Here is a 14,064-nt window from a genome sequence, read left to right as displayed (position 1 = left end):
GTATCAACCACCATGGACGGCAATGAATAGTGATTTGAACCAAGCTTCGTCCCGGATTTCCCCACCGGCCCCCGCATATGTCGTCGGCATCGACGCGGGTGGCACCCGCACCCGTGCCGTTCTCGCCGACCTGGCCGGCGGCGGCACCCGGGGCGAGGGGACGGCCGGGCCCGGCAACGCGCTCACCGTCCCCGGTCCGGCCCTCGCCGACCACCTGGCCGAAGCCGTCGCGCGGGCCGTGCCCGAGGGACTGCGCGGACGGGTGGTCGCGGTGGCGGGCGGCTTCGCGGGGGCCGGGCACCAGGCCCAGGGCGCCGACGAGCCCGGCCGGCTGCGGGCGCGGGCCGCCCTGACCGCCGCGCTCGACCGGCTCGGCATCGAGGCGTCCACGGTCGGGGTGCACAGCGACATCGAGACCACGTTCGCCGCGGCCCCCGGCCATCCCTCCGACGGGCTGGTCCTGGTGGCCGGGACCGGCGCCGTCGCGGCCCGGATCGCCGGCCGGGTGCCGACCGCGACCTCCGGCGGTGACGGCTGGCTCCTCGGGGACGACGGCGGCGGCTTCTGGATCGGCCGCGCGGCCGTACGGGCGGCCCTGCGCGCGGCGGACGGCCGCGGCGTACCCACCGCGCTCGTCCGCTCCGTCGCCCGCGACCTCGGCCTGCCCGAGGAGATCCTGCCCCCGGAGGGATACGGCCTCACCGGCACCGGCACGAGCACGGGGTCCGGCACGAGCAGGGGGCCCGGCTTCGGCGCGGTCGCGTGGAGTGCCGAGCGGCGGACCGCCTACCGTGCCCGGCTGCTGCCCGCCGTCATGGACCGGGCGCCCGTGCGGCTGGCGGACCACGCGCCCGCTGTGGTGCGGACCGCCGAGGAGAAGGACCCCGTGGCCGTGCAGATCCTCCAGGAAGCGGCCCGTCGCCTGGCCGAGACCGTCGCCGCCCTCGCCCCCCGCACCGGTGAACCCCTCGTCGCCACCGGCGGCCTGCTCGCCCCGCACGGCCCCCTGCTGCCCCCGCTGTCCGAACGCCTGGCCCCGCACCACCTGGCCCTCACCCCGGTCTCGGACGGCTCCCCGGGAGCCGTCGCCCTGGCCCGCCTCGCCCACACCACCACCGCCTGACCCGACCGGAGCCCCTGCCCCGGTAAAGCCCTGCCTCCCGCTCAGCACCACTCCGGCCGACAAGGACGACCCATGCCCCCGCAGGACCAGCCGGTCGCTCCGGCCACCACACCCGCCGCACCCGCCGCACCCGCGCAGCCCCCGTACCTCGACCCGGCCGCCCCCCTCGGCACCCGCGTCGCCGACCTCCTCTCCCGGATGACCCTCCGGGAGAAGGCGGGCCAGCTCAACCAGCGGATGTACGGCTGGGACGCCTACCGCCGCACCCCGGACGGGGAGTTCGAACTCACCGAGGCCCTGTACGCCGAGACCGAGCGCTTCGCGGGCCTCGGCGCCCTCTACGGCCTGATGCGCGCCGACGCCTGGTCCGGCGTCGACCACGGCCACGGACCCGGTGCCGCCGACAGCGCGGACCTCGCCGACCTGGTCCAGTGCCATGTCCTGGAGCGCAGCCGTCTGCGCATCCCCGCCCTGTTCGTCGAGGAGGTGCCGCACGGCCACATGGCCCTCGACGGCACGGTCCTCCCCGTCAACCTGGCCGTCGGCGCCGGCTGGGACCCCGCCCTGTACGAGCGGGCCGCCGGGCACGCCGCCGCCGAACTCCGCGCCCGGGGCGGCCACCTGGCCCTGGTCTCCGCGCTGGACATCGCCCGGGACCCGCGCTGGGGCCGTACCGAGGAGTGCTTCGGCGAGGACCCCTACCTCGCGGCCCGCCTGACGGAGGCGCTGGTGCGGGGCATGCAGGGAACCCCGGACGCGGAGGCGGCCTTCGCCCCCGACCGCGCCCCCGTCGTCCTCAAGCACTTCGCCGGCCAGGGCGCCACGGTCGGCGGCCGCAACTCCGCCGAGTCCGAACTCGGCCTCCGCGAACTCCACGAGATCCACCTCCCGGCCGCCCTCGCCGGAGTCCGCGCGGGCGCCGCCGCCGTGATGGCCGCCTACAACGAGGTCGACGGCGTCCCCTGTTCCGGCAACCGCGCCCTGCTCACCGAACTGCTGCGCGACACCTGGGGCTTCCAGGGCCTGGTCATGGCCGACGGCCTCGCCGTGGACCGCCTCGCCCGTATCACCGGCGACAAGGTCTCCGCGGGCGCCCTCGCCCTGGACGCCGGGATCGACCTCAGCCTCTGGGACGAGGGCTTCACGCATCTGGAGGCGGCCGTCGAACGCGGTCTCGTGAGCGAAGCCGCCCTGGACGCGGCCGTCGCCCGCGTCCTGCGTCTGAAGTTCCGCCTCGGCCTGTTCGAACACCCCCGCACACGCCGCGCGCAGCCCCCCGGACCCACCGGCCGCGCCCTCAGCACCGACCTGGCCCGCGCCTGCGTCACCCTCCTGCGCAACCGGGCCGGCACCCTGCCCATCGCCCCCTCGGTACGCCGGATCGCCGTGCTCGGCCCGCATGCCGCGACCACCGCCCACCAACTCGGCGACTACACCGCCCCGCAGCGCCCCGGCACCGGAGTGAGTGTCCTCGACGCCCTGCGCGAGCTGGCACCGCCCGGCACGGACGTCCGCCACGCCGGGGGCGCGGCCCTCACCGGCGCCGACCGTACCGGCGTCCCGGCCGCGACCGCCGAGGCGGCGGCGGCCGACCTGGCCGTGCTCGTGCTGGGCGGCAGCAGCGCCCGCACCCCCGACACGGAGTTCGACGCCAACGGCGCGGCGCGGACCGTCGTGTCGGAGATGACCTGCGGCGAGGGCGTCGACCTGGCGGGGCTGCGGCTGGGGGAGGCCCAGCACGCGCTGCTGGACGCGGTCGTCGCGACGGGGACGCCCACGGCGGTCGTCCTGATCCAGGGCCGCCCGCACACGGTCCCCGACACGGCGGACGCCCTGCTCACCGCTTGGTACCCGGGCCCGTGGGGCGGCACCGCGATCGCCGAGGTCCTGCTCGGACTCACGGAACCCACAGGCCGACTGCCCGTCTCGATCCCGCGCTCGGCGGCCCAACTCCCGGTCTACTACAACCACAAGGACACCGAGTACGGCGCCTACGCGGACGAGAGCGCCGAACCGGCGTACTCCTTCGGGCACGGCCTGTCGTACACGAGCTTCGCGTACGGCACACCGCGCCTCGCGGGGACCGCCGTCGAGGTCGACGTCACCAACACCGGGGAACGGCACGCTCGTACGGTCGTCCAGGTCTATCTGCGACGGCTGATCACGCCGGTATGGCCGCGCACCCTCGAACTGTGCGCGTTCGAGGGTGTCGGCCTGGCGCCCGGTGAACGCCGTATGGTCTCCCTGTCCTTCGAGGTGCCCCCCGGCGTCGGCGCCGTCGAGCTCCGTGTCGCCGAGTCGGCGCGGGAGGCGCTCGACGCCGTACCCGTCGTACGGGACCTCAGGGCATGACGGCTGGACCTGAGGGGATGACGGCTGACCTCAGAGCTTGACGGCTCCGGACGAGACGCCCTTGTAGAACCACCGCTGAGTGATCACGAACAGCACCAGTACCGGGATCACGGAGATCACCGAGCCCGCCATCACCATCCGCTGGTCGTAGCCGAAGGAGGAGGACTGGAGGCGGGCGAGGCCCAGCGTCAGGGTGAAGTGGTCCTCGGTGCGCAGCACGATCAGGGGCCAGAGGAAGTCGTCCCAGGCGCTGATGAAGGTGTTGATGGTGACGACGAGGATGGCACCCCACGCGGACGGCAGATACAGATACCGGAACCGCTTCCACTCGCCCGCCCCGTCCAGCATCGCCGCGTCCTCGATCTCGCGCGGCACGGCGAGGAACGCGGCCCGCATGATGAGGATGTTGATGGCGGCGACGAAGCCGGGCAGCCAGACCCCGGCCAGGTTGTCGACCAGACCGAGGTCACGGACGCTGAGGAACAGCGAGACCATGATCGATTCGAAGGGGAACATCATGGACGCCATCAGCAGCACCCACACCAGCTTCTTCCCCTTCCAGCCGGGCTTGGAGAGCATGTAGCCGGCGAGCGTGGAGAAGACGAGCTGACTGGTGACCGACAGGGCGACGACCACCATGCTGTTGCGGATGTACGACCACACCGGGACCTGGGCGAACACCTCGCGGTAGGCGCGCAGCGTCGGATCGCGCGGGAAGAGCGAGGCGTTCGAGCCGAACACGTCCTCGCCGACGCCCTTCAGCGACGACAGCAGCTGCCACAGCAGCGGGCCGACGGTGATCCCGAGCACGAACAGCAACAGCAGGTAGCGGACGATCAGTTCGCGCGGCCGGCCGTAGTCCCGCCAGCGCGGCATCAGCCGCCGCCGCTTCTCCACGGTGCCCGGGGACGTCACGGCCGCGGTCATGACTCGTCCTCCTTCGTCAGTCGCTGTGCGAGCAGCGTGAGGCCCAGGGTGAGTACGAAGAGGGCGACGCTGACCGCGGAGCCGTAACCGGCGTTGCCGGTGAGGGGGTCGAGGGCGATGTCCCGGATGTAGAAGGGGAGCGTGCGGTCGGCGCCGCCGGGGCCGCCGGTCGCGCCGCCGAGCATGTAGATCTCGGTGAACACCCGCAGCGAGCCGATGCCGGTGAGGGTGCCGACCAGCATCATCGAGGTGCGCACACCCGGCATGGTGACGTGCCAGAAGCGGCGGATCGCGCCCGCGCCGTCCACGGCGGCGGCCTCGTGCAGTTCCTTGGGCACGTTCCCCAGCGCGGCCAGATAGAAGATCATGTACCAGCCGAGGCCCTTCCACAGGGTGAGCCCCATCGCGCACAGCAGGATCAGCCAGGAGTCGGAGAGGAACGGGATCGCCGACCGGATGATGTGGGCCTTCTCCAGCCAGGTGTTGACCAGTCCCTGATCGCTGAGCAGCCACTGCCAGCTGAGCCCCACGACCACGCTGGAGGCGAGGACCGGGGTGTAGAAGGCGGAGCGGAAGAAGCCGATGCCCGGCAGGTTCTTCTCCACCAGCACGGCCAGCATCAGCGGCAGCAGCACCATCAGCGGGACCACGATCACCGCGTACAGCACGCTGTTGCGGGTGGCGAGCCAGAAGTCGGAGTCGCCCAGCATCCGGGTGTAGTTGTCCAGGCCCACGAACGAGGCGGCGCCGCCGAGCGGTTTGGCGTCGGTGAAGGACAACAGGAGCGTGTTCAGGAACGGGTACAGGCCGAAGACGCTGATACCGATGATCGCCGGCGACATCCACAGCCACGGCAGCCACCAGCGGCGGTACAGCGCGGCGCCACCCGCGTCGGCGCTGGGGCCCGGCTTGAGGGCCCGCAGCAGGCGGCGCCCGCCGCCCGGTTCCCCGGGGCGGGGGTCGCGGGAGGAGACCGCGACCCCCGATCCCTTGGTGGGGGGAGAGAGGGTGGTCATACTCAGCTGCCCTGCTCGATCAGCGCGTCGGCCTTCTTCTGGGCCTCGTCCAGCGCGTCCTGGGCGCTCTTCTTGCCCTGCATGGCCAGCTGTATCTGGGCCGTGATGGCGTTCAGCTCGCCGGGCGTGAGGGCGATCTCGTCGGCGGTCGAGGTCTTGCGGTCGCTCGCGACGATCTTGCGGGCCTCGGCGAACGGGTCGTCGCCCTTGACCGACTGGAAGAACGGGTCGTCCAGGGAGGCCGTGGTGGAGGGGAAGATGACGACGTTCGGGTCCTTCGCCCACTCCAGCTGGTTCTTCGCGTCGGTCAGGAACCGCGCGAACGACAGCGCGGTCGCCGCGTTCTTGCTGGTGGACGCGACACCGATGTACTGCGGGGCGCCGACGGTGTGGCCGAGGTCGTCCAGCATGAAGCGGGCGACGCCGGTCTCCTTGTAGACGCTGGGGTTGTTCTGCTGGATGAAGCGCAGGAAGTTGGGGTTGGTCGGGCCGTAGACCAGCTTGCCCTGGCCGTAGACGTTGGCCGGGTCCTGGGTGGAGGAGAGCGAGTCCCTCGGCATGCCGCCGGCCTTGTAGAGCTTGGTCATGGCCTCGACCCACCGCGCGGTCTTCGGGTCGTCGGCGAAGGTGAACTTCTTGCCGTCGGAGGAGAGCACCTCGATGCCCATCTGCTGCCAGTCGGCGGGGATGCGCAGCTGCGGGTTGGCGAGGAAGGCGTAGTACTTGCCGTCCGAGACCTCGGCGATCTTCTGCGCGTCCTCGAACAGACCGAGCACGGTCGTCGGAGGTCTGGCCGGATCGAGACCCGCCTTCTCCATCAGCTCGGTGTTGAAGGTCTGCACGATGCCGCCCGAGTACCAGGGCAGGACGCTGTGCACCTTGGCGCCGGACGCGTCCGCGTACATGCTCGACTTCCACAGGTTCGGCACGAACGGCCCGCCCGCGTCCGGGGCTTTCTTGTCCAGGTCGAGGAGGTAGCCGTTCTTGGTGAGCGCGATCGCCGTGTTGACGTTGATGTTCACCACGTCCGGCAGCGTGCAGCCCTGCGCGTCCGCGACCAGGCGCTGGGTGAAGGTGGCGTCGCCCGGGTCGTCGACCCACTTCACGGTGGTGTCCGGGTGGGCCTTCTCGAAGGCCTTGATGACGCCGTTGAAGTAGTTCCCGAAGTCCTTCTTCAGGTTGGTCGTCTGGAAGGTGATCGTGCCGTTGACGTCGCCGGTGAGCTTCCCGGAGCCGACGTTGCCCTTGTCGACCTCGCAGCCGCCGGCGGTGGCGTCCCCGCTGTCGGAGCCCCCGCCCGACAGGCCGCAGCCCGCGGCGGTCAGGGTGAGGGCGATGACGCCCACCACACATCCGGTCAGTCGTCTCGCGCGCATGTCGCCTCCTGCGATCAGTCAGCTGCTGGATCGAGTCGCTGGTTCAAATCACCAACTTGGACTTCGATTGATGAAAAGGTGGACCAGAATTCATCGGAGGTCAATGCCTGGCCGCGTTGCTTTTCGGTTCCGAGAGGTTTGCCGGACACTCAGTGCCGGTGCTCGTGGTCGGGGTGCGAGGGGTCGCCCGGGTGCTCGTGCCCCGGTGTGTACTCCACGTCGGCACGGGCCCGGTCCAGCCAGTCGAAGAAGGCCTGCCGGCCCATCGCCCGCCGCAGCTCCCGCACGACGTCCTCGTGGGCCTCGTCGTACGGCACGAAGTCACCCGGCGCCGCCCCGCCGTAGGGGTCGACGCCGCGCCGCAGCGCCTCCGGGGTGAGGAAGCGGTCCGGATTGCGGTCGTAGTAGCCGCGTACGGCCTTCTCCGGCACCCGCTGCTCGGCCTCCAGCGCCGCCAGCAGAGTGCGCGCGGCGGGAGAGTGGGCGAGCGCCACGGCGATGATGCTGCCCAGGTCGGCGACCTCCGTCCCGGACACCGCGAGCGCCCGCGCCGGCGCCGCCCCGGCCTGTGGCGCCAGCCCGCGCGCGGCGCAGGCCCGTCGCGCCAGCTCGTCGGCGACCACCACCTGGGTCGCCCACCGCCGCCGCTGCCGCTCGGCCCGCGCCTGCCCCTCGGGCCGCGCCTCCCGGTCCCGGGCCGGCACGGCGTCCAGCACGGCGTCCACCCGCCCACGGGGCACGGGTTCACCGCCGACGAGCGCGGCGGGGTCGGCGGGACCGGTGGGGGGCGCGTGCGGGTGCGGCGCGCCGTGGTCGTGCGGCAATCCGTGGTCGTCGTGCGGCACCCCGTGGCTGTCGTGGGCCGGGTGCGCGTACCCGGTCTCCGGGGCCTCGCTCATGGCCTCACCTCCAGGACGACCGCCTCCGTGTACGCCACACAGCCGTGCCAGCCGGCCTTCGCCATCAGCCAGTACGACCCCGGCGGCACCGCCGAGCCGTCCACCTCGACCGAGCACTCCGCGCTCTCCCCGGCGGCCAGCGCGAACCCCTGGAGACCGGGCCCGACGCCCGCCCAGGTCCCCCAGGACGACAGCGCCCAGAGCTGCCCGGTCACCGGCCCCCGCGTCGTGTTCCGCACACGTACCGGCACCCGGACCCGTTCGCCCCGGCACACCTCGACCCGGTCGACACCCAGTTCCGTCACGAGGCTCGGCCCGGTCCGCCCGTCGGGCCCGCCCTCCGCCGCCTCGCCGGGCACGTCGAGGGCGACCACGTCCTCGAACGTCTGCCCGCCGTACGTCAGCCGCGCGGCCAGCGCGTAGCGGCCGGGCACCGGGTCCGGCGGTGGCGTCACCGTGACCTCGCCGAGCGAGAAGCCGGCGGGGCCGAGCGCGTACGGCAGTTCGGCGGGCTCGGCGCGCCAGCCGGGCGGCACCTCCAGGGCCACCGTGCCCGACACGGGCGCGTCGGTCAGCTCGGAGGAGACCCGGACCGTCGCGCTGACCGGGCCGTCGGCGGTCAGCGCGGTCGGCGAGAGATACACGGCCAGGGGCATGTTCCCCCGGGGCGCCGGACCGGAGTTGTGGAGCCAGTACCGGGTGTGCACGGGCTGGGCGGGTTCGTGCGCGGCGACACCGGGGTCCGTGATGTCCCCCGGAGCCGTGGGGTCTCCGGGGCAGGCGCCCGGCGCCGGGGTGTCGGCGGCGAGCCCTCCGGTGCGCACGACCGGTGAGGCGGCGGTCACCGGCGAGGCCAGCACGGTGGCCACCTCGAACCCCGTCAGCTCCAGCTCCAGCGCCCCGTCCGCGCCGGGCGTCAGCGCCTCACCGGGCCGCTCCAGGACGTCCGCCCGACCGCCCTTTGCCCACGCCGAGGGGCCCGTCACCCGCGCCCGTACCGGCCGTCCGTCCACCTCGTGCGCCCGGACGACGACTCCGCGCGCCGGATCCGCCGCCGCCGTGCCACCTCTGGCCAGCGGCGACCCGGCCGGCTTCAGCGCGTCCAGCAGCACCCGGCCCTCGGGTTCGAGGCCCAGCAGCGTCACGGTCCTCGGCAGCCCGGCCGGTGTCCCGGCGGGCTCCCGCAGCCGCGCCGTGAGCGGATGGTCGGGCTCCCGGAGCCGCCCCGTCAGCGGATGGTTGAACGCGTGCCCGGCGCGCGGCCACCCCAGGTCGCGCCAGTCGCCCTCGCCCGCGACGACCGCGTACGCGAAGGTGTGCGACCAGCGCTGCAGCTGGAAGCCGGAGCCGTCGGGGGCGGTGCGCCGGGGCGGGTCGACCCAGACACCGGAGGGCCAGCCGGTGCAGGACCGCATCAACGACATGTACAGGTCGCCAAAGGAGGTCACGACACAGCCCGGCGTGCCCCGGTTGAGGATCGCGAAGCCCCGCCCGTCCCAGGCGTCCCCCGGCGGCAGCGCCTCGCCGCCCCCGGCCGCGGTGGCCCGTACGGTCGCGTCGTCCAGGTCGGCGATCAGCGTGTCCACGGCCTTCGCGTCGTCCTCGGGGCGGGCCCCCGCCACCACGAGCAGCGGCAGCCGCTCCAGGTCGCGCAGATCGGCGCCGGGCACCCACTCCTCGCGCAGCGAGGCACGCGGCGCCACCCACACCGCCGCGAGACCGTCCTCGGCGAGCCGGCGGCGCAGTTCGCGGGCGGCCGCCGGGTCCCAGCCGAGGGCCTCGGCGACCAGGGAGTTGCGCTCCGGGCCGCCGACCGCGATCCGGATGTCCGGCAGATTGGAGTCGACCTCCAGATCGCCGTAGCGGGGACCGCCCGCGATCGTCGAGGTGGCCGTGACGCCCGTGCGCACCAGGGCCGCCGCGAGCGGGGTGCCCAGCTCCCCGGCGGTGTCCCAGTCGCTGAAGATCAGCTCGGCGACACCGATCGAGCGGTGGCCGAGCAGCGTCCCGGTGCCGTCGTGGACGGCGACCCGGGCCGTGGAGCCGAGCCCGAACCAGGTGTTGGCCGGGTTGTCCAGCGTCCACGGGAAGCGCTCGCTGTCCACCTCGACGAACCCGAAGCCGCGCCCGATCACCGCGTCCGCGACCTCGTGCACCGGCAGCCCGCCGCGCACGTCCGAGGGCCAGCGCACCCGGATCAGCCGGTCGGCGCCGTCGTACCCGTCGATCGTCGTCGTCACGTCCAGCCGGTCGACGCCCGTCCAGAGCGTGAGCCGCTGGGTGTAGCGGAACAGGCCCAGATCGCCGCGGACGGTGATACGGGAACCGGCGGGCGAGTGCTCGACATCGATGTCGGCCGCGACATCACGGCTGCGCGCGGCGGTGACACCGGTCGGCGTGAGGTGCCAGGGCCCTTCGCCGAAGCGCGGGTGCCTCGGGTACTCCTCCTGCACCACCAGTTCGTTGCCGATGTCCCCGGCGCGCAGCAGCTCCCGGCCGCCCTCGGGCCCGGTGAGGGCCCGCAGACCACGGACGCCGCCTCCTCGCGCGGGGTCGACGGTCACCTCGTAGAACTCGTTGCGGATCGTCGTCCCCTCGCCGGCCGTCCAGCCGGGCACCGAACCCTCGGCCAGCGAGAGCGCCTTGAGGCCCATGCCGGGCACCTCGGGCACGACGACCGTCAGTTCGCCGTCCTCGGACACGGCCGGCAGCGGCAGCCCGGTGTGGTCCAGCGGGACCCGGCCGGGGTCGGCGACGGTGAGCACGTCCTCGCGCTGCCAGGTCGCGGAGTTGAAGACGACCAGGTCGGCGCCGTCGCCCGGCAGCGGGACGACCCGGTCGGCGAGCGCCTGGGTGGCGTCGGCGTGCACGGCCCCTGCCAGGTCGTGCAACTCCCGCCAGCCGGTGAGCAGGTCGATGTACACCTGGTCCGACTCGGAGCCGGTGATGGCGTCGTGGTGGGCGCCGTAGATCAGCTGCCGCCAGGCCTTGTCGAGGGCCGCGTCCGGATAGGGCTGCCCGGTGGTGAGCGAGGCCAGGGTCGCCCAGGCCTCGGCGTCGGCGAGCAGTGCCTCCCCGTACCGCTGGGCCTGCTTGGTGTCGATGTAGGAGACGTCCTTGCCGGTGTACACCGGGTTCATGTCCCGGGTCTGCGGGGACGCCGTGCGCCCCTCCCGCTCCAGCTCGGCCCGTACGGCGGCGAAGAAGTCCCGGGGGACACCGCTGATGAACCGGGGCCAGACGTACCGCTCGTTCCAGTCCCGGTGGATGCCCATCACCCAGCGGCACGGCGGGGCGTAGTCGCCGCCGACCGGCAGCAGCACGTTCCGGGTGAGCGCGACCTTGCTCAGCCCCCGGAACAGCTTGAGCGCGGCGGCCTCCGCCTCGGGGAGCGTGGGCGCGTTGTCGATGGCCCAGCCCGCGCCGTAGTGGTTGACCATGTACGCGGTCAGCAGTCCGCGTCCGCTCGGCGCGATCCAGCTGAACTCGGCCGGGAACTGCATCCGCTCCGGGTCGCGCGGCTCCTCGCCGAACACCGACAGGGTCGGCCCCCACTGGTGGAAGGGCCCGCGCGCCCACGAGCTGGACGTCACCCCCGCGTCCGCCATCAGCCCGGGGAACTGCGGGTCGTGCCCGAACGCGTCCAGTTGCCAGGCCGTCTCCGGCGACGCCCCGATGATGCCGCGCTGGAAGCCGTCGCCGTACAGCGCGTTGCGGATGGTCGCCTCGGCGCCGGTGAGGTTGGTGTTGGGCTCGTTGTAGGTGCCGCCCATGATCTCGACACGGCCGGTGCGGATCAGCTGCCGCAGGAAGGACCGTTCCTCCGGGAAGGCGTCCCAGTACGGCTTGAGGTAGTCGACCTCGGCGAGCACGAAGGTGTACGCCGGGTCGCGCCGGGCGAGGTCGCAGTGGGCCCGCACCAGGCTCATCCCGCTCTGGCCGCGCGAGTCGAAGGTCCGCGCGGGCAGTCCGGTGCGGCCGGGGTCGTCGGCGACGTCCCAGGTCTCGGTGTAGGCGGCCTGGGTGTTCCACCAGACGGGGTCGTAGTGGAAGTGGCTGACCATGAACATGGTCCAGCCCGGCTCGGCGACCGTGAACCCGGCGGTGTCCCGCGCCACCCGGTCCCCGTCGGCGGCGGTCACGGTGATCTCGCGGCGGTCGCCGGGGGAGAGGCCGTCCACGGCCACGGGTATCTCGGCGCGTACGGTGCCGTCCTCGCCGGTGGTGACCACGGTCTCCCCGACGGCGCGGACGTCCGGGCCCGTCAGGGTCAGCCGGACCGGCCGGCCCGCGTCGTGCGCGAGGGTCACGGCGACCACCTGGTGCGGCTGGTCCTCCGTCCCGGCGAAGAGCTCGGTCGACTCGACAGAGATGAGGCGCATGGGGCTCCTACGAGTGCTCGGCGGAGCCCCATCCTGGCAGTGTGGGGTGGTTCAATCAACCATGCATCGGAATATTGGTTGATTCATCCATGCACAGCCGAGAGGTTCGGCGTGTGCCGCCCGCCCTCGTCAGCGCGGGCGCCGCGACTTCACCGCGTGTGCCCCCGCGATGTGGTCGGTCAGCGCCAGCGAGGCGCTCGCCCGCTGGTAGGAGAGCTGGCCGACCCGGACGTAGAGGCAGTCGATGAGCATCAGCACGGAGTGCCGGGCGCCGATGCTGCCGGTGCGGAAGCTGGTCTCCGAGGAGGAGGAGATCAGCCGGATGTCGGCGGCGCGGGCCAGCGGCGAACGGGGGTCGGCGGTCAGCGCGACGGTCGTGGCACCGCGCTCCTTGGCCAGCTCGAACGGCTCGATCACCTCCCGGGTGGCGCCCGAGTGGGAGATGCCGATCGCCACGTCCGCCGGGGTGAGCAGCGCGGCCGAGGTGGTCGCCGCGTGCACCTCGGTCCAGCCGCGCACCGCGCAGCCGATGCGGAACAGCCGGGTCTCCGTCTCCTGCGCGACCGCGCCGCTGCCGCCGACCCCGTACACGTCCACGCGCCGCGCGCGGGCCACGGCCTGCGCCGCGCGCTCGACCGAGTCCAGGTCGATCCGGTCGATCGTCTGCTGGATGGCCCGCAGATCGGCGGTGCCCACCACCTGTACGACCCGCTCCAGGCTGTCGTCGGGGGAGATGTCCGGCCCGATCTCGGTGTTGCCCCACTCGGAGGACTCGCCCCGGCCCCGCTCCTGGGCCAGCTCGATCAGCAGATGCTGGTACGAGTCGAGGCCGATGGCCCGGCAGAACCGGGTGACCGTGGCCTGCGAGGTGCCGGTGCGACGGCCCAGCTCGGCGGCCGAGCAGTGGGTGACGGCGGCCGGATCCTCCAGGATCAGCTCGCCGACCTTCCGCAGGGAGCCGGCCAGCCGGGGCAGCTCGGTGCGGATCAGGGTGGTGACATCGGTCGAGGGCATGCAGAGAAGGTATCAGCCACCCGATGACACGGCGGCTGAATACCAGGACCGGGCTTTGCTCCCGCACTCGGGGCGGTCCCACGGATGAACTGCGCCATTGCCCTCCATGCGCCGCCTGTGATTCAGTGATTCACTGATAGGTGTGTACGGGGTGGTTCAATCCACCAGTGGGGAGTCTCAGGTGTCCGTCGAGTCCGCCAGCGAGTCCGTGACCGAGCCCGTGAGCGCCGACCTTTTCGCGCGCGAGGGCCTGGCCGTCCTGCACCGCCTCACCGAGTCCGCGCGCGCCGACGTGGACGCCGCCGCCGCGCTGATCGCCGACTGCGTCCGGCGGGACGGCGTCGTCCAGGCCTTCGGCACCGGTCACTCCCAGGCCATGGTCCTGGAACTCGCCGGGCGCGCCGGCGGTTTCGTGCCCACCAACCGGATCCAGATGGCCGACCTCGTCCTCTTCGGCGGCGACCACCCCAGCGGCCTCGACGATCCGCTGCTGGAGCGCGAGCCCGGCATAGCAGTCCGCCTCTACGAGCTGGCCGGCCCCCGTCCCCAGGACCTCTTCGTCGTGATCTCCAACTCCGGCGTCAACAACGTCATCGTCGAGATGGCCCTGCACGCCAAGGAACGCGGCCACCGCCTCCTCGCGATCACCTCCCTCGCCCACACCCGCTCCGTGCCCGCCACCCACCCCAGCGGCAAGAAGCTCGCCGACCTCGCCGACGTCGTCCTCGACAACGCGGCCCCGCGCGGCGACGCCCTGCTGGAACTGCCGGGCGGCGGCGCGGTCTGCGCCCTGTCCACCCTGACCGGCGTCATGCTCGTCCAGATGACGATCGCCGAGGCCAGCGCCCAGCTCCTCGCCACCGGCGACCGCCCTCCGGTCTATGTCTCCGCCAACGTCCCCGGCGGCTTCGAGGGCAACCTGGAACTGGAGAAGCGGTACGCCGGACGCATCCGGCGCACCGCCAGCTGATCATC

General features: G+C 73.0%; 9 protein-coding genes. 3 read left to right on the top strand and 6 right to left on the bottom strand.

Going from position 1 to position 14,064, the window contains the following annotated elements:
• Nucleotides 1-22 precede the first annotated feature (22 nt).
• Both J8M51_RS10190 and J8M51_RS10185 read left to right on the top strand, forming a co-directional pair.
• Nucleotides 23-1,123 (top strand): BadF/BadG/BcrA/BcrD ATPase family protein, encoded by a 1,101-nt coding sequence (locus J8M51_RS10190; RefSeq protein ID WP_086764184.1) that lies wholly within the window; start codon nt 23-25, stop codon nt 1,121-1,123.
• Nucleotides 1,124-1,195: 72 nt separating this feature from the next.
• On the top strand, nt 1,196-3,475 hold the full coding sequence (locus J8M51_RS10185) for a glycoside hydrolase family 3 N-terminal domain-containing protein (RefSeq protein ID WP_398855851.1): 2,280 nt from the start codon (nt 1,196-1,198) through the stop codon (nt 3,473-3,475).
• Between the two features lie 30 nt (nt 3,476-3,505).
• On the opposite strand, the gene J8M51_RS10180 is transcribed toward J8M51_RS10185, so the two are convergent.
• The 6 genes from J8M51_RS10180 to J8M51_RS10155 all read right to left on the bottom strand — a co-directional run bounded on the left by J8M51_RS10180 (nt 3,506) and on the right by J8M51_RS10155 (nt 13,089).
• The gene (locus J8M51_RS10180) at nt 3,506-4,402 is read right to left on the bottom strand and encodes a carbohydrate ABC transporter permease (protein WP_086759000.1); all 897 of its coding nucleotides are present in this window, start codon (nt 4,400-4,402) and stop codon (nt 3,506-3,508) included.
• Entirely contained in the window at nt 4,399-5,418 is a 1,020-nt protein-coding gene (locus J8M51_RS10175; protein WP_086759002.1) for a carbohydrate ABC transporter permease, read from the bottom strand. Before J8M51_RS10175 ends, J8M51_RS10180 begins: the two co-directional genes overlap by 4 nt.
• A 2-nt stretch (nt 5,419-5,420) precedes the next feature.
• Complete coding sequence (locus J8M51_RS10170) at nt 5,421-6,794, bottom strand: extracellular solute-binding protein (protein WP_179203261.1); 1,374 nt, start codon at nt 6,792-6,794, stop codon at nt 5,421-5,423.
• Between the two features lie 149 nt (nt 6,795-6,943).
• Nucleotides 6,944-7,693, bottom strand: a complete 750-nt coding sequence (locus J8M51_RS10165; RefSeq protein ID WP_256965535.1) for a peptidyl-prolyl cis-trans isomerase — start codon at nt 7,691-7,693, stop codon at nt 6,944-6,946.
• A complete protein-coding gene (locus tag J8M51_RS10160; protein ID WP_086759006.1) occupies nt 7,690-12,075 on the bottom strand; it encodes a glycoside hydrolase family 38 N-terminal domain-containing protein in 4,386 nt (1,461 codons plus the stop codon). The genes J8M51_RS10165 and J8M51_RS10160 overlap by 4 nt, the downstream gene beginning before the upstream one ends.
• Nucleotides 12,076-12,204: 129 nt before the next feature.
• On the bottom strand, nt 12,205-13,089 hold the full coding sequence (locus J8M51_RS10155; RefSeq protein WP_086759007.1) for a MurR/RpiR family transcriptional regulator: 885 nt from the start codon (nt 13,087-13,089) through the stop codon (nt 12,205-12,207).
• A gap of 181 nt (nt 13,090-13,270) precedes the next feature.
• Here J8M51_RS10155 and J8M51_RS10150 point away from each other — a divergent pair, with 181 nt between their 5' ends.
• Nucleotides 13,271-14,059 carry a sugar isomerase domain-containing protein gene (locus J8M51_RS10150; RefSeq protein ID WP_086759009.1) on the top strand — a complete coding sequence of 263 codons (789 nt, stop codon included), beginning with the start codon at nt 13,271-13,273 and terminating at the stop codon, nt 14,057-14,059.
• Nucleotides 14,060-14,064: the final 5 nt, after the last annotated feature.

Source organism: Streptomyces griseiscabiei (assembly GCF_020010925.1).
Lineage (GTDB): Bacteria > Actinomycetota > Actinomycetes > Streptomycetales > Streptomycetaceae > Streptomyces > Streptomyces griseiscabiei.
This window is presented reverse-complemented; position numbering and strand designations above follow the sequence as displayed.

Bases quoted from the DNA above. Each gene is read 5' to 3' on its own strand.
- J8M51_RS10190 (WP_086764184.1), top strand. From the start codon at position 23: ATGAATAGTGATTTGAACCAAGCTTCGTCCCGGATTTCCCCACCGGCC.
- J8M51_RS10185 (WP_398855851.1), top strand. From the start codon at position 1,196: ATGCCCCCGCAGGACCAGCCGGTCGCTCCGGCCACCACACCCGCCGCA.
- J8M51_RS10180 (WP_086759000.1), bottom strand. From the start codon at position 4,402: ATGACCGCGGCCGTGACGTCCCCGGGCACCGTGGAGAAGCGGCGGCGG.
- J8M51_RS10175 (WP_086759002.1), bottom strand. From the start codon at position 5,418: ATGACCACCCTCTCTCCCCCCACCAAGGGATCGGGGGTCGCGGTCTCC.
- J8M51_RS10170 (WP_179203261.1), bottom strand. From the start codon at position 6,794: ATGCGCGCGAGACGACTGACCGGATGTGTGGTGGGCGTCATCGCCCTC.
- J8M51_RS10165 (WP_256965535.1), bottom strand. From the start codon at position 7,693: ATGAGCGAGGCCCCGGAGACCGGGTACGCGCACCCGGCCCACGACAGC.
- J8M51_RS10160 (WP_086759006.1), bottom strand. From the start codon at position 12,075: ATGCGCCTCATCTCTGTCGAGTCGACCGAGCTCTTCGCCGGGACGGAG.
- J8M51_RS10155 (WP_086759007.1), bottom strand. From the start codon at position 13,089: ATGCCCTCGACCGATGTCACCACCCTGATCCGCACCGAGCTGCCCCGG.